Here is a 16,439-nt window from a genome sequence, read left to right as displayed (position 1 = left end):
GGGGCCCCCGACGATGCGGTGCCCGCGGTCGGGTAGGCGGTCGTGGCCTGGGTCGCGCCCGGGATCACCGCGGTCGCGCCCGGCTGGGAGGCGGTGCCCTGTGCCTGCGAGGTGACCCCCGGAGTGGAGGCGCCGTAGCCGTATGCGGTGGTGGCCTGCGCCGAGGCGGCCGCGGGGTCGGTGGCCTGCGCCGCGGTACCGGTTTCGGGTGCGGCGGCGGTCTTGACGACACCGAGATCGAGAAGCAACCAACCGATGGCGATCAGGAAGATCAGGATCGAGAGCACCAGCAGGATGATCGCGCCGGCACCGTGGCCGAGCGAGTAGTTGCTGGACTCGTCCAGATCGGCACCGGAATACATGATGATGGTGAGCAGCACGCCGGCGGTCGCCCCGGCCGCGACGAGCGGTGCCACCCGGTAGGACTTGATCAGCCCGGTGAACGCGAGGAACCCGGTCGCCACAACCAGGACGTATGCGGCACTGAGATCGGAAGCGAAGAGCTTCTGCGTGTCGTTGACCACGTTTCCCTGGATGGTGTAACCGGCCGCGAACCCGCAGAACAGCAGGACGACGGCGAGCACACCGATGGTGGCCGCGAGGACGGGTGCCACGATCGGCGGGACGCCTGCGAACGGTTGCTTGGGTGCGGCGGGCTGGCCGTAGGCCTGGCCATAGCCCTGTTGGCTGTATCCCTGCTGGCCATAGCCCTGTTGCCCGTAGCCCTGTTGCCCGTAGTCCTGCTGCCCGTAGCCCGATCCATAGCCCTGTTGGCCGTAGCCCGACTGCTGGCCGTAGCCCTGCTGACCGTAGGCGGACTGGTCACCGTAGCCCTGCTGGCCGTAGCCCTGTTGACCGTAACCCTGCTGGCCTGCGGTCTGGCCGTAGCCCTGACCGTAGGTCGGCTGCTGCGGGTAGCCCTGCGGCGAGGATGCCTGGCCGGGCTGCGAATAGCCCGCCCCCTGCTGACCCTGGGTCTGTCCGGACTCGGGCTGCTGCCCGTAGCCGCTTCCTGGCTGGTAGCTCATGAGATTCTCCTACCGAATACGTGTTTGTCGCGTCTCCCCCGGCGCGCACAGTTGTCGCGCCCCGAGCGCACTCACCCGACCACGCTAATACATTGCGTGGACGCGCCACAGGGTCCCACGCCCGGTTGTGGATGACGCCGAGGTGCCGGGCGACCGGTCGTCGGTTGGATGAATGACGGGGTCGGCGGGGTTCAGGCGGGGTTGCGTGATGCGGACTGCGGGGCGGAACCAGCTGTGGCGCAAGGGGTCTCGAGGCTCGTCGCTATCGCTCCTCGCACCTCGACCATCGATCCAAAGGAATCGGCGCTACGAGAACCTCGACCATCGGTTGAAGAGCGTCGGCACTACGGGAACCTCCACCATCGGTTGAACGGCGGCGGCGCCACGGGAACCTCGACCATCGATCCAAAGGAACCGACGCCACGGGAACCTCGACCGTCGGCTGAAGGGCGTCGGCGCCAACGTAACGTCACCACCGGTTGGTGGCGACGAAACCCCGTCACCAGGCGTGTTTCGCTCCTTGCTCTTCGTACCAGGCGATCAGCGAGTAGTCGTCGACGGATCGTGGATCGATGTCGACCGACCGGCCGGCGAGGACCGAGGTGACCGGCACCTCGAGTTTCTTGCCGGTGCGGGTGTGCGGAATGGCCGGGGCGACGATGAGCTCGTCGGGCACGTGGCGCGGCGAGAGCCGGGAGCGTATCTCGGCGACCACCCGGGTGCGCAGGTCGTCGTCGAGTTCGGCTCCGGGGACGAGGGTGACGAACAGCGGCATCCAGTACGCGCCGTCGGGGCCGTCGACGCCCAGGACGAACGCCTCGGCGATCTCGTCGATGCTCTCGACCACCTCGTAGATGTCGGCCGATCCCATCCGGATGCCGTGGCGGTTCAACGTGGCGTCGCTGCGGCCGTGGATGATCAGCGATCCGCGGTCGGTGACGGTGACCCAGTCGCCGTGTCGCCAGACCGGCGTCGTCGGCCCGACCGAGCTCCATTCGTGCTCGAAATAGGCGGCACGATACCGTGATCCGTCGGGGTCGTTCCAGAAGCCGACCGGCATCGACGGCATCGGGGTGGTGATCACCATCTCGCCCACCTCGTCAATCACCGGCGTGCAGTCGGGTGCCCAACTCTGTAGCGCGACACCGAGATAACGGACCGACAACTCCCCCGGAACCACCGGCTCTCCGACCGAGCCACCGGCGAAGGCGGTCACCACATCGGTGCCACCGCTGATCGAGGACACCGGGAGTCCGTGCGCCACATTGTCGTCGATCCACTCGAACAGGTCACCGGCCAGTGACGACCCGGTGCTGCCGATGGTCCGCAGTGCCGACAGATCATGATCGCGCCCGGGTACGAGCCCGGCCTTGCGGGAGGCCTGCAACTGGCCGGGGCTGGTACCGAAGTAGGTCACCTTCTCCGCGGCGACGATCTGCCACAACCGATCCGCGTCGGGATACAGCGGAGAACCGCTGTAGCAGACGATCGTCGAGCCGCACAGCAGACCGGCGATCTGGAAGTTCCACATCATCCAGCTCAGCGCCGTCTGCCAGAAGAACACATCGGACTCGTCGAGATCGGCATGGAGCGCAGCGGCTTTGAGATGTTCGACGACGACCCCGCCGTGACCGTGCACGATGCCCTTGGGCCGACCGGTGGTGCCGGAACTGAACAGCACCCACAGCGGATGATCGAAGGCCACCGGCACCGGGTTCACCGTCGACGAATTGCTGATGGCACTCGCGTAGGACAGGACACGTGGACCCGATTCCGGGCGGTGGTCGGTGCCGCCGACGACGATGTGCCCGGCGAGCTCGGGCAGGGCTGCGGCGAGCTCGGCACTGTCGGTGGTCTTGTCGATGTCCTTGCCGTTGTAGCGATATCCGCCGGCCGAGAACAACACCTTGGGATGCATCTGCCCGAGCCGGGCCGAGGCACCCTCGGGTGCGTAGTCCTGCCCGCACCCCGACCAGATCGCACCGAGCGACGCGGTCGCGAGGAACGCGATGACCGCCTCGGGGACGTCGGGCAGATACGCGGCAACCACATCCCCGACGCCGACGCCGAGATCGGCCAGGGTCGCCGCCAGCGCCCCGACCATGTGCGGCAACTCCGACCACGCGATCGCCGTACGGTCACCGCTCTCACCGATGCCGACGACGGCCGCGCGATCGGTGGCCGCACCGGCCTCGACCGCGCGGGCGTGCCGCAACACCTGATCGACGTAATTCAGCCGAACGTCGGGAAACCAACGCGCACCGGGCATGTCGACCGAGGCCAGCACCGCGGCGTCACCTTCTGCGAGCGGACCCGCGATCTCGGAGAGTTCGAAGAACTCCCATACCGACCGCCAGAAAGCGGCCGGCTCGCTCGTCGACCACGCCCACAACTCCGGGTAACCGGACACGTCGATGCCGTACTGCCGCGAGACCGCGTCGACGAATTCGTCCATCTGCGAACGTTTGTCGGTGGTGATCACCGACCCGACGCCGTCGGTCATCGCAGCGTTCCGAGGATCTCGACGGACTCCTCACGCATCTGCACCTTGCGGACCTTACCGGTCACCGTCATCGGGAACTCCTTGACCACGTGGACGAAGCGCGGGATCTTGTGGCGGGCGATCTTGCCGGTCGCGAACTCGCGGACGTCGTCGGCGGTGAGTTCGGATGCGCCGTCGCGCAGCCGAATCCATGCCATCAGTTCCTCGCCGTACTTCTCGTCGGGGACACCGATGACCTGCGCGTCGAGGATGTCGGGGTGGGTGTAGAGGAATTCCTCGATCTCACGGGGGTAGATGTTCTCCCCACCGCGGATCACCATGTCCTTGATGCGCCCGGTGATCCGGACATACCCGTTGGGGTCCATCACCGCGAGATCACCGGTCCGCATCCACGGTGAGCCCTGTGGATCGGTCGGTTCGGGGATGAGGACCTCAGCCGACTTGTCCGGCTGGTTCCAGTAACCACTCATCACGCTGTAACCGCGAGTGCAGAATTCGCCGGTCTCGCCGCGTCGCAACGTCTCTCCGGTGACCGGGTCGATCACCTTGATCTCCAGATGCGGACCGACCCGACCGACGGTGCCGACCCGCAGTTCCAGCGGATCGTCCATGCGGGTCTGTGTCGACACCGGTGAGGTCTCGGTCATGCCGTAGCAGATCGACACTTGCCCCATGTGCATACGGTCGACCACCTGGCGCATGACGTGTTCCGGACACGGCGAGCCCGCCATGATGCCGGTACGCAGCGTCGACAGATCGAATTCGGCACCCGAATCGAGCAGGGCGAGTTCGGCGATGAACATCGTCGGCACGCCGTAGAGGCTCGTGCACCGGTACTCGGCGACAGCGCGCAAGGCGGCTTCTGGGTCGAAGGTCGGCGACGGGATCACCATGGTCGCACCGTGACTGGTGGCGGCCAGATTGCCCATCACCATGCCGAAGCAGTGATAGAACGGCACCGGAATGCAGATCCGGTCGTCGGCGCTGTAGTCGAGGAGCTCGCCCACCAGGTACCCGTTGTTGCCGATGTTGCGGTGCGAGAGCGTCGCACCTTTCGGGAATCCCGTTGTCCCGGACGTGTACTGGATGTTGATCGGGTCATCGGCGGTGAGCCCGGCGGCCCGATCGGCGACCGCGGCGAGTTCGTCCGCGGTGGGTGGCGCGGTGAGCTCGGCCCACTGCGAACTCTCGAACAGCACGACCTCGCGCAGTTCGGGCGCGGCCGGACGAGCGGCGGCGAGCATGCCCGCGTAGTCGGAGTCCTTGTACCGTTCGGCTGCCACCACCACACTGGTGCCCGATTGTGTGAGCGCGTACTCGATCTCGTGTTGGCGATATGCGGGATTGAGGTTGACCAGGATCGCACCGATCTCGGCCGTCGCATACTGGGTCAGCACCCATTCGGCCCTGTTGGGCGACCACAGACCGACCCGATCTCCTGCGGCGACGCCGAGTCTGCACAGTCCGGCGGCGAGCGCGAGGACGTCACGGCGGAACTCGGCGTAGGTCCACTGGGCGCCGGTCGGGGCGTCGATGAGGGCCATCCGGTCACCGTGGCGTTCGGTGATGCGAGCCAGCCTCGCCCCGATCGTCTCGATCAGCAGCGGCGGTGCTGCGTCGCCCCGGGCGTAACTCAGCTCGGAGTCGTCTCGCGTGGAAGCCGATTCGGTCATGGTGATCACTTTCCTCCGATGTGGCGGGTACTCAGGTGGTCGGTGCGGGGGAAGTCTCGGTACTCGATGCCTCTGAGGCTGCTGCACGCGAGAGGACGGCTTCGGCCTGGCGGAACACCGGGCCGTCGATCATCTGTCCGTCGATGCTGAACACGCCGCCCCTGAACTCGGCGGCCCCATCGATGACGCGTCGCGCCCACTGGAGTTCCTCGTCGCTCGGCGAGTAGCCGGCGCGGATGATGTCGACCTGGGAGGGATGGATGCAGGCGGTGGCGGCGTATCCGAGTGCGACGGCGTCGGTCACCTCGTCGCGAAGCCCGTCGATGTCACGGAAGTCGATGTGTACGGAGTCGACGGCGAACTTGCCGTTGGCCGCCGCTGCGAGTCGCACCGCCGAACGCGCATAACGCGCCACGTCGCGATAGGTGCCCGAACGCGGCTCGTCCGGGCCGAACCTGCTGGATTTGCCGCCGAGCCCGGCCACGAGATCCTCGGCGCCCCACATCAATCCGATGCAGTTGACGCCGGCGGCGATGTCGTTGACCCGCACCACCCCGGTGGGGGTCTCGATCAATGCGATGGTCTGCAACGCGGTTTCGGTGATCGACTCCACCGTCTCCGCCTTGGCCTGCATGACGACCCGGTAGTTGGTGTCCGAGAGCGCGGCGAGGTCGCGCCGGTAGTCACCGGTGCCTGCCGGATTGATCCGCACCACGGTGCGATCGGGGTCGAGCGGGTGGGCGATCAATGCCTCGCGGGCGGCCACCCGGTTTTCCGGGGCGACGGCGTCCTCGAGATCGAGAATGACCACATCGGCGCGGTCGGCGGCCTTCTGGTAGCGCTCGGGTCGGTCCGCAGGACAGAACAGCATCGCAGGTCCTGCGGGCGCCCAGGCATTTCCGAACGATTCCGCCACTGGCAAGGTCATGATCTCCTTCGACTCCTTCGTCGTCGCTGCACGGATTTCTCGACGCCCTTCTCGGCCTCAGGTCGGTGACGAGTCCGACGGGCGCCTGCGTACCAGTGTCGCGCGTGCCGCCTTGGCGACGATCACCCCGTCCTGGTTGCGGCCGATGTGGGTGAGGTGCACCACTCCCTCTCCTGGCCGCGACCTGGACTCGCGTTTGCCCGTGCACTCGGTCTCGGCGTAGAGCGTGTCGCCGGCGAACAGCGGTGCGGGAAAGTCGACTTCGGAAAAACCGAGATTGGCCACCAGGGTGCCCTGGGTGAGCTGCGCGACGGACAAGCCGACGATGGTGGAGAGGGTGAACATCGAGTTGATGAGTCGCTGCCCACCGAACCCGGGTTGCGTCGCCGACCACGCCGCGTCGAGGTGCAACGCCTGGGTGTTCATCGTCAGCGTGGTGAACAGGACGTTGTCGGCCTCGGTCACCGTGCGGCCCGGTCGATGTTCGTAGATCGTACCCTCGGCGAATTCCTCGAACCACAGTCCACGCTGCACCACCCGGACCGGCGTCGACGTCGCTTCGGCATTCTCGCTCATGAGAATCCCAGCTCGCGGGCGATCAGCATGAGCTGGACCTCGGTGGTGCCCTCCCCGATCTCGAGGATCTTCGAGTCACGGTAATGGCGGGCGACCGGATATTCGTTCATGAAGCCGTACCCACCGTGGATCTGGGTGGCCATGCGCGCATTGTCCATCGCGGCTTCGCTGGCGATCATCTTGGCGATGGAGGCTTCCTTCTTGAAGGGTTTGCCCGCCAACATCTTTGCCGCCGCGTCGTAGTACGCGGTGCGTGCGACGTGGGCGCGCGCCTCCATCCGGGCGATCGCGAACGACACCGACTGGTACTCACCGATCGGTTTGCCGAAGGACTGGCGCTCCTTGGCGTATTTCACGCTCTCGTCGACGCATCCCTGCGCGACGCCGGTGGCCAGTGCGGCGATCGCGATCCGTCCCTCGTCGAGGATCGACAGGAAGTTCGCGTAACCACGGCCACGCTCGCCGAGGAGGTTCTCCTTGGGGACCCGGACGTCGGTGAAGGTCAGCGGATGGGTGTCGGAGGCATTCCACCCGACCTTGTTGTAGGCCGGCTCGGCGACGAAACCCGGCGTGCCCGACGGCACTACTATCGTCGAGATCTCCTTGCGGCCGTTGTCTTTCACACCGGTCACGGCGGTGACGGTGACCAGCGAGGTGATGTCGGTGCCGGAGTTGGTGATGAACTGCTTGGCGCCGTTGATGATCCACGAGTCCCCGTCGTCACGCGCGGTGGTGGCGGTGGCACCGGCATCGGATCCGGCGCCGGGTTCGGTGAGCCCGAAGCCGGCCAGCGCCCGGCCTGCGGTCAGATCCGGAAGCCACCGCTCCTTCTGCTCGGGGGTGCCGTACTTGTGGATCGGCATGGCGCCCAGGCTGACCCCCGCCTCGAGGGTGATGGCCACCGACTGGTCGATCTTGCCGAGTTCCTCCAGCGCCAGTGCGAGCGCGAAGTAGTCGCCGCCCATGCCGCCCTCCTCCTCGGGGAAGGGCAGACCGAACAGTCCCATCTTGCCCATCTGGGCGATCACGTCGTACGGGAAGCTGTGTTCGGCATCGTGTTTCGCCGAGACCGGGGCGACGACCGATTGCGCGAAGTCGCGCACGGTGGCGATGAGGTCGGTGTATTCCTGGGTCAATTCCATGGGCGGGAGTCCTTTTCGTGCGTCAACGTCTGCGAGCTTGTCATGCGGCGTCGGGAGTGCGGGCCGGGCTGTCGATGTGGGCGAGTTGCTGACCGGCGGAGACCTTGTCGCCCACGGCGACCGAGACGGTGGCGGTCCCGTCGATCGGTGCGGTCAGGGTGTGTTCCATCTTCATCGCCTCGACCACCACGATCGCGGTGCCCGCGCCGACCTCGTCGCCGGTGGCGGCCGATACCGCGACGACGGTGCCGGGCATCGGGCTGACGATGGTGCCTGCTGTTTGAGCGGCGTCGGCGTCGAGTACGGTGCGGGTCAGTTCGACGATCCACGTGCCCGCGGGCCCGGAGGCCCACCACTGGTCGCCGATCTCGGCGAGCGACCACTGCTGACTGATGCCGTCGACGATCAGCCGTGCGGTCCGTCCGCTCGTGGTGGCGTGCTGGGCAAGGTATTCCACGTGCGCGGTCCACGGCTCTGCCGTGTTCTCCTCCGCAGCATGCCGGTCCGCAGCAGTCTCATCCGCGGCCGGGGTGCCCTCGTCGGGATCGGGTGTGGTGGTGATGGTGACGTCGGCGGGGACCCAACGTTCGTCGGCGCCGTGGACCTCCGCCGACACCTCGCGCCGGTGGGTACCCGCACTGAGCCTGCTGACGACCGGCGCGTGCGCGCCGAGCCGGAAACCGACCTGACTGTCCCACACGTCGTCGGCGCGCCGGTTGCCGACGCGGGCGAGCCCGACCAGCGCCAGCGCCTCCGGAACGGGCTCGGGCGCAGCGTAGTCGGCGGCCAGCCGGTCGAGGAGTTCGGTGTCGAGGCGAGCCTCGCGCACCTCCGGGCGGGCCAGCACGAAGCGGCAGAAGTCGATGTTGGTGACCACACCGAGGACACGGGTTTCGCTCAGCGCGTGATCGAGGCGTTCGATGGCCTCCGCGCGATCGCCGCCGTGGGCGATCACCTTGGCCAGCATCGGGTCGTAGTCGCTGCCGACGACGAGGCCGGGCAGCATCGCCGAATCCACCCGCACCCCTTGACCGGCCGCGGTGTCGGGCTCGGCAAGCGAGACGATCTCGCCGCCGGTCGGCAGGAAGCCGTTGGCGGGGTCCTCGGCATAGACGCGGGCCTCGATCGCATGACCGACCAATGTCACGTCCTCCTGCGCGATCGCGAGCACCTCGCCCCGCGCGACGCGAATCTGCTGTTCCACCAGATCGATTCCGGTGACCATCTCGGTCACCGGGTGCTCGACCTGTAGACGGGTGTTCATCTCCATGAAGAAGAACTCGTCGGGTCGGTGGGCGGACACGATGAACTCGACCGTTCCCGCGCCGGTGTAGCCGACGCTGCGGGCGGCGTCGCAGGCGGCCTGTCCGATCCGCTCCCGCGTCGCGGCATCCAACAGCGCCGACGGCGCTTCCTCGATGACCTTCTGATGACGGCGCTGCAGCGAGCACTCCCGCTCACCGAGATGGATGACGTGGCCGTGGGTGTCGGCGAGGACCTGCACCTCGATGTGACGCGGGGTGTCGACGAAGTGCTCGAGGAACAGCGCGTCGTCGCCGAAGGCCGCCGACGCCTCCCGCCGTGCCCTGGCCAGCGCATCGGGCAGATCGTCGGGGTTCTCGACCCGGTGCATGCCCTTGCCACCGCCGCCCGCACTCGGCTTGATGAGCACCGGGAAGCCGATTTCCGGTGCGGCGGCGATGAGATCGTCATCGGTCAGTCCGGGCCGCGACAACCCGGGTACCACCGGTACCCCGCGTTCGGTGACCGCCGCACGTGCGGTGATCTTGTCGCCCATCGTCGCGATCGCCGACGCCGGCGGACCGATGAACGCGATGCCGGCCCTGGCCAGCGCGTCGGCGAATTGTTGGTTCTCCGACAGGAATCCGTAGCCCGGGTGCACGGCGTCGGCTCCGGTGGCCTGCGCGGCGCGCACCACCGCGCCGATGTCGAGGTAGTTACCCGCCGAGCGTGGATCTCCCGGGGCCACCAGCGATCCGAGATGCACGGCGGTGTCGGCCTCGCGGACGTGGCGGGCGTGCGCGTCGGGGTCGGTGTAGATGGCGACGCTGCGCAGGCCCAACCGGCGCAGTGTCGCGATGACGCGGCAGGCGATCTCGCCGCGATTGGCGACGAGGACGGTCCGGATGGGCGTCACCACGGCGGCCGCGGGGTCGGCCGCTTCCGTGGTCGGCGTGGACGGTGTTGCGTTGGAACGGATGTCAGAAGTCGTGGTCATGTGTATAGCCCTCACATCCGGAAGACGCCGTAGCGCGGTTCGGTCAGCGGCGCGTATCGGCACGCCTCGAGCGCCAGTCCGAGCACTGTGCGCGTGTCGGCGGGATCGATGATGCCGTCGTCCCACAGGCGCGCGGTCGAGTAGTAGGCGTCGGACTGTTGCTCGAACTGCTCTCGGATGGGTTGTTTGAAGGTCTCCTCCTCGTCGGTCGACCATTCGCCGCCGGAGCGTTCGATCTGGTTGCGGCGCACGGTGGCCAGGGTGTCGGCGGCCTGCGGGCCACCCATCACCGAGATCCGCGCGTTGGGCCAGCTCCACAGGAACCGTGGCGAGTAAGCGCGGCCGCACATCGAGTAGTTACCGGCCCCGAAGGAGCCGCCGATCATCACCGTCAGCTTGGGCACCCGGGCACAGGCGACCGCGTTGACCATCTTGGCGCCGTTCTTGGCGATTCCGCCTTCTTCGTATGCGCGTCCCACCATGAAGCCGGTGATGTTCTGCAAGAAGATCAGCGGTATGCGTCGCTGGTCGCACAGCTCGATGAAATGTGCTCCCTTGAGCGCGGATTCGCTGAACAGCACGCCATTGTTGGCGATGATGCCGACCGGATGGCCGTGCAGATGCGCGAACGCGGTGACCAGGGTGGTGCCGTAGTTGGCCTTGAATTCGGTGAATTCGCCTGCGTCGACCAGGATCTCGATCACCGAGCGCACGTCGTAGGGGGTGCGCGGATCGGTGGGGACGACGTCGTAGATGTCGGTCTGCGGTCGTGTCGAGGGCCGGGCTGCGGTGAGCTCCCACTGCGCGGGGTCACGGGGACCGAGGGTCGCGACGATCTCGCGTACCTTCGCCAGGGCCTGCTCGTCATTGTCGACGAGGTGGTCGGTGACGCCGGAGACCGACGAGTGCATCGCCCCGCCGCCGAGATCCTCGGCCGACACGTCTTCTCCGGTGGCCGCTTTCACCAGCGGTGGGCCGGCCAGGAAGATGGTGCCCTGGTTGCGCACGATCACGGTTTCATCGCTCATCGCCGGTACGTAGGCGCCGCCGGCCGTCGACGAACCCAGGACCGCCGAGATCTGCGGGATACCCGCGGCACTCATGGTGGCCTGGTTGAAGAAGATGCGACCGAAGTGCTCGCGATCGGGGAACACCTCGTCCTGTTGCAGCAGCATCGCGCCACCGGAGTCGACGAGGTAGATGCATGGCAGGCGGTTGGCCGCGGCGATCTCCTGGGCGCGCAGGTGTTTCTTGACGGTCATCGGGTAGTACGTGCCGCCCGAGACCGTCGCGTCGTTGGCGATGATCATGCATTCGCGCCCGGCGATCCGCCCGACCCCGGCGACGACACCCGCCGAGGGGACCTTGCCCTCGTACATGGCGTGGGCGGCGAGCGGCGCCACCTCGAGGAAAGGCGAACCGACGTCGAGTAGTCCGTCGACGCGGTCGCGCGGGAGGAGTTTGCCGCGCGAGACATGGCGTTCGCGGGCCCGCTCGCCTCCGCCGCGCGCGGCCGTGGCGAGGGCCTGCCGCAGGGCGGCGACGTTGGCCAGGTGTTCATCGCGCGACGTGGACCGGTTCTGCGGCGCGGTCTGCGTCGGGCTGGTGACTGTGGAACCCACCGACCCACCTTTCAGTTAGTGGTGATTAACTGAACTCAGAGTAACGCACCCGCCTGCGCGGTGTCACGCAGATGTCATTGTCCCAGCCGACGTGACGACGATCACGATTTTTCGTATCGTGATGGTGAGCCCACCACCCACCGGGCCAACCGCACCTGCGTCTCCCCACCCATGGGAGTCGCGCGCCACAACTACAGAAGGCCAGGTAGAACCCATGACCCTCGCCCCGCATGCCCCCGCGACCAGCGGACTCGAAGACCGCTACGTCCGCGAATCGGGCACCGTCTTCCTCGGCGGCATTGCCGCCCTCGTCCGCATGGTGCGCGATCGAGCGCTCGTCGATCGCCGCATGAATCAGCGCACCGCGTCCTTCATCTCCGGATACGAGGGCTCTCCTCTCGCCGGTTACGATCTCGAACTCGCCAAGCGTCGTGCACTGCTCGAGCCCCTCGACATCGTTCATCGCCCCGGTCTCAACGAGGAGCTCGCCGCGACCTCGGTGATGGGGTCGCAGGTCGCCGCTCAGGTGACCGGGCTGGCTCCCGACAACGCCGGTAAGCCACGCTCGGGTGTGGTCGGCTACTGGTACGGCAAGGCTCCGGGTCTCGATCGCGCCTCCGACGCACTGCGGCACGCCAACATCATCGGCACCCACCCCGACGGCGGCGCGGTCGCCCTCGTCGGCGACGATCCCGGCGCGAAGAGTTCGACCGTGCCGTGCGCCTCGGAGATGGCACTGGCCGACCTCTACATCCCGATCCTGTACCCGGCCGACTCCCAGGACATCCTCGACCTCGGTGTCCACGCCGCCCACCTGAGCCGTGTCAGCGGACTGTGGACGTCGCTGAAGATCTCCGCACACGTCGCCGACGGCGCCTCGACGGTGCAGCTCGACCCCACCCGCATCACCCCCGAATACGGCGGCCTCGGACGCAGCCCGCACGTTCCCTCGGGGCGTCTTCTCGGCGCGAATCTGATGGAGCTGGAACAGAATCAGCTCACCATCCGGATGCCTCGGGCCCATGAGTACGCCCGCCTCAACGGCCTGAATCGGATCACAGTGCGCTCGAGCGACGATCGCATCGGCATCGTCGCCGCGGGCAAGACCTACCTCGACGTGCGCGAGGCCCTGCATCTGATGGGGCTGACCGAGGCGGATCTCAATCGCCTCGGAATCCGAATCCTCAAGCTGGGCATGGTGTACCCGCTCGAGCAGGAGATCTTGCGGCGTTTCATCACCGACACGGCGTCGGGACGTCTCGACGAGGTGATCGTCGTCGAGGAGAAGCGCGACTTGATCGAAACGATGATGCGCGACATCCTGTTCCGCGACCCCATCGCCCCGCACATCGTCGGCAAGGTCAACGAGGACGGGTCCACACTGTTCTCGCGCTTCGGCGAACTCGACGTCGACGCGGTCACCCGGGGTCTGGCCATGCGGTTGGCGCGACGCCATCACGTCGACGCCGCGATCGACTGGCTCGACCGCAGCAGCCGTCGGCGCACGCGGATCGAACTGCCGCTGGCCGTGCGCACCCCGTACTTCTGTTCCGGATGCCCCCACAACAGTTCGACGCACGTGGCCGAGAACACCCTCGTCGGCGCCGGAATCGGTTGCCACGCCATGGTTCTGCTGATGGACCCCCACCAGGTCGGCGACGTCGCCGGGGTCACCCAGATGGGCGGCGAGGGCGCGCAATGGCTGGGCATGGCGCCGTTCGTCGAGGCCGATCATTTCGTGCAGAACATCGGCGACGGCACCTTCACCCATTCGGGATCACTGGCCATCCGCGCGGCGGTGGCAGCGGGCGCGAACATCACCTACAAGTTGCTCTACAACGGTACGGTCGCCATGACCGGCGGCCAGGATCCCGTCGGTGGCTTCAGCCTGGCCGAGATCACGAATCTGCTTCTCGCCGAGGGCGTCGGACGTATCGTCATCACCTCCGACGACCCGTCGCGCACCAAGGCAAACGCCTTGCCGTCCGGGGTGAGCGTGCGTGATCGCTCCGAACTCGCCGACGTCCAGCGCGAACTGGCGGCCGTCGAGGGTGTGACCGTCCTGATCCACGATCAGGCGTGCGCAGCGGAGAAGCGCCGCAAGCGCAAGCGCGGCACCCTGGACACCCCGACCACTCGGGTGATGATCAACGAGCGCATCTGCGAGGGCTGCGGCGACTGTGGCGAGAAGTCCAATTGTCTCTCGGTGCATCCTGTTCCGACGGAGTTCGGGCGCAAGACCCGCATCGATCAGAGTTCGTGCAACCTCGACTACTCGTGCCTGAAGGGCGATTGCCCATCGTTCGTCACCGTCACCCCCGGAACCAACAACCGAACACAGAACGCGACGGCCGCCGAACTCGCCGCCGACTCCTTGCCACGGCCGACTGTCACGCGAGCACTCACGGGTCCGGGCACCGATGTGGCGACGCTGCGGATCACGGGCATCGGTGGTACCGGCGTGGTCACCATCTCCCAGATCCTGGCGACCGCAGCCACTCTCGACGGCCACGCCGCGCGCACCGTCGACATGACGGGGCTGGCCCAGAAGGGCGGTGCGGTGGTCAGCGACGTGAAGATCTCCAACCGGCCGATCGAGCTGGCCGCCAAGGTGGCCTCCGGGACGTGCGACCTGTACCTCGCGTGCGATTCCCTGGTCGCCGCCGACGCGGTCAACCTCAAGGTCACCGCCCCGGACCGGACCACCGCCGTGGTATCGACCACGCGTATCCCGACCGGTTCGATGGTCGTGGACACCTCGGTCGGATTCCCCTCGGACGCACAGATCCACGACGTGATCGACTCGCGGGTGGCACGCACGGTCTACCTCGATCCGGGAGCGCTCTCGACAGAGCTGTTCGGTCACGAGCAGTACGCCAACATGCTCGCCGTGGGCGCCGCCTATCAGGCCGGCGCGCTGCCGATCAGCGCCGAATCCGTGGAGCGCGCAATCGGTCTCAACGGCGTCGCCGTGGCGGCCAACACCCAGGCCTTCCGCCGGGGGCGTCAGGTCGTGGCCGACCCGGATGCCGTGCGCGCCGAGATCGCACGGCTGCATCCGGTGGTGACCGCACCCGAGCCGAGCGAGTGGGCGCAGTCGCAGGTAGCCGCTCTCGGCAGCATCGACGACGAGTTGGCACACACCATCGCGATGCGCGTCGATGATCTCGTCGGTTACGCCGACGAGCGTTACGCCCGTGAGTATCTCGACGCCGTCGCACGAGTACATCGCAGCAGCGCGGGCGACGAGCTGACCGACGCGGTGGCTCGCAATCTGTACAAACTCATGGCCTACAAGGACGAGTACGAGGTGGCTCGGCTCACCGCCGACCCGACGTTCGCCGCGCAGGTCGCCGACCAGTACGGCGCCGACGCGAAAGTCGCGGTGCGTCTGCACCCGCCGACCCTGCGGGCCATGGGCATGAAGGAGAAGATGTCGCTCGGCGCGTGGGCCAAGCCCGGCCTCGGCACCTTGGCGAAGATGAAGCGGCTGCGCGGCACCCGCCTCGATCCCTTCGGCTACAACGAGATCCGCCGGACCGAACGCGCCCTCATCGGCGAGTATCGTTCACTGGTCGATTCGATCGTCGCCGCCTGGGAGTCGGGTTCGGTGACACCGCAACAGTATTCGTCGATCGTCGAGCTTGCGGCCCTGCCGGACATGGTTCGCGGCTACGAAGGCATCAAGATGGCCAACGTCGCGCGCTATCGCGAGACCGTTGCCCAGATGCGTTCCACCCTCGGACTGTAACCACCACATCCACCACGGGCGCCCCTCGCTGCTGCGAGGGGCGCCCGTGTCGTCCGCGCCCCTCCTCATCGATAATCGAGACCCTCCCCCGATGGTCGAATAACCCGTTCTACTCGATAGCCGAAAACTCTTACCCCCCGATGGTCGAACAACCCACCCGGCCCGATAGCCGAGGACCTTTCTCCCCGATGGTCGAGGTGCGAGCCGCGTGCGGCGAGCCTCGAGACCCGTCGAGACAACAAGCCTCCCAACCACATCCACCGTCTCAGACGCCGCCCGCGAGCCGAACTCGCAGACGCCCCCGCTGCACCAGCCGCGTCCGCAAAGTGAAGCCGCGAACTCATCACTCCGACGACCGGGACTCTTCCCTCGATGGTCGAGGTGAACGGCGCCCCAGGCGCCGGGCCTCGAGACCCGGCGAGAGAACAAGCTCCACAACCACATCGAACGCATGGCAAACGAAAACCGCACCCCTACCACACCCCACCGACAGAAAACTGGCGCCGAAACACGTTGTCCACAAGCAGAATTGATCAAGAATATGCCTTGCATCGAACATGCTTTCGTGTAGACTGGACCCATCACACCGATCAGCCACCGGGGAGGGGCCCATGATCGACACCGCTGCCATTCTCGACGCCGAATCCGTTGACGCCGAGGCAGTCTTCGCCGACATCGTCAGCCAGCTCAGTGACCTGCAATGGAATCCGGACATGACCGGGCCACAAGCCTTCGGCGCGATGAAACAAGTCCTGATGCTGCGGAATCTGGTTGATCACCACGCCACCACCCTCACCGGCGAGATGGACCGGCTGGGCGTCGCCGATCACAAGACCACCCGACTGCGGGAGTTGTTGATCAGCATGGGTTGCGCACCCGCCGTCGCAGGTCGGTATGTGCGGGTCGCCGCCACCACCGATGTGGATCTGTTGTTGGCACATGCCGCGGACGGGTCCATCTCGTCCGAACACGCCGAT

General features: G+C 67.0%; 9 protein-coding genes and 1 pseudogene. 2 read left to right on the top strand and 8 right to left on the bottom strand.

From position 1 onward, the window contains the following. From B1964_RS24465 to B1964_RS24430, 8 genes are all read right to left on the bottom strand, one after another. Positions 1-1,028, bottom strand: a 1,028-nt coding sequence (locus B1964_RS24465; protein WP_079931638.1) for a DUF5336 domain-containing protein, incomplete at its 3' end; no start/stop codon positions are given. A 499-nt stretch (positions 1,029-1,527) separates the two neighbouring features. Beyond that, the gene (locus tag B1964_RS24460; protein ID WP_079931637.1) at positions 1,528-3,531 is read right to left on the bottom strand and encodes an acetoacetate--CoA ligase; all 2,004 of its coding nucleotides are present in this window, start codon (positions 3,529-3,531) and stop codon (positions 1,528-1,530) included. Next, positions 3,528-5,204, bottom strand: a complete 1,677-nt coding sequence (locus B1964_RS24455; protein WP_172398958.1) for an AMP-binding protein — start codon at positions 5,202-5,204, stop codon at positions 3,528-3,530. Before B1964_RS24455 ends, B1964_RS24460 begins: the two co-directional genes overlap by 4 nt. Before the next feature lie 31 nt (positions 5,205-5,235). Beyond that, positions 5,236-6,132, bottom strand: coding sequence for a CoA ester lyase (locus B1964_RS24450; protein WP_079931635.1), 897 nt, complete (start codon positions 6,130-6,132; stop codon positions 5,236-5,238). A gap of 57 nt (positions 6,133-6,189) precedes the next feature. Continuing rightward, positions 6,190-6,708, bottom strand: coding sequence for a MaoC family dehydratase (locus B1964_RS24445; RefSeq protein ID WP_079931634.1), 519 nt, complete (start codon positions 6,706-6,708; stop codon positions 6,190-6,192). Next, on the bottom strand, positions 6,705-7,850 hold the full coding sequence (locus B1964_RS24440; protein ID WP_014359145.1) for an acyl-CoA dehydrogenase family protein: 1,146 nt from the start codon (positions 7,848-7,850) through the stop codon (positions 6,705-6,707). The genes B1964_RS24445 and B1964_RS24440 overlap by 4 nt, the downstream gene beginning before the upstream one ends. A gap of 40 nt (positions 7,851-7,890) precedes the next feature. Continuing rightward, a complete protein-coding gene (locus B1964_RS24435) occupies positions 7,891-10,011 on the bottom strand; it encodes a biotin carboxylase N-terminal domain-containing protein (RefSeq protein WP_079931639.1) in 2,121 nt (706 codons plus the stop codon). An 89-nt stretch (positions 10,012-10,100) separates the two neighbouring features. Further along, complete coding sequence (locus B1964_RS24430; protein ID WP_139765855.1) at positions 10,101-11,642, bottom strand: carboxyl transferase domain-containing protein; 1,542 nt, start codon at positions 11,640-11,642, stop codon at positions 10,101-10,103. A 283-nt stretch (positions 11,643-11,925) separates the two neighbouring features. Between B1964_RS24430 and B1964_RS24425 the strand changes: the two genes are divergently transcribed. Next, a complete protein-coding gene (locus B1964_RS24425; RefSeq protein WP_079931633.1) occupies positions 11,926-15,462 on the top strand; it encodes an indolepyruvate ferredoxin oxidoreductase family protein in 3,537 nt (1,178 codons plus the stop codon). Positions 15,463-16,073: 611 nt separating this feature from the next. Then, positions 16,074-16,439: pseudogene (locus B1964_RS24420) on the top strand (HNH endonuclease); the annotation flags it as partial.

The sequence above is a fragment of the Gordonia sp. i37 genome (genome assembly GCF_002043085.1).
GTDB classification, from domain to species: Bacteria; Actinomycetota; Actinomycetes; order Mycobacteriales; family Mycobacteriaceae; genus Gordonia; species Gordonia polyisoprenivorans.
This window is presented reverse-complemented; position numbering and strand designations above follow the sequence as displayed.

Excerpts from the sequence above, each read along its gene's own strand:
- B1964_RS24425 (WP_079931633.1), top strand. The coding sequence starts at position 11,926 with ATGACCCTCGCCCCGCATGCCCCCGCGACCAGCGGACTCGAAGACCGC.
- B1964_RS24450 (WP_079931635.1), bottom strand. The coding sequence starts at position 6,132 with ATGACCTTGCCAGTGGCGGAATCGTTCGGAAATGCCTGGGCGCCCGCA.
- B1964_RS24460 (WP_079931637.1), bottom strand. The coding sequence starts at position 3,531 with ATGACCGACGGCGTCGGGTCGGTGATCACCACCGACAAACGTTCGCAG.
- B1964_RS24455 (WP_172398958.1), bottom strand. The coding sequence starts at position 5,204 with ATGACCGAATCGGCTTCCACGCGAGACGACTCCGAGCTGAGTTACGCC.
- B1964_RS24445 (WP_079931634.1), bottom strand. The coding sequence starts at position 6,708 with ATGAGCGAGAATGCCGAAGCGACGTCGACGCCGGTCCGGGTGGTGCAG.
- B1964_RS24440 (WP_014359145.1), bottom strand. The coding sequence starts at position 7,850 with ATGGAATTGACCCAGGAATACACCGACCTCATCGCCACCGTGCGCGAC.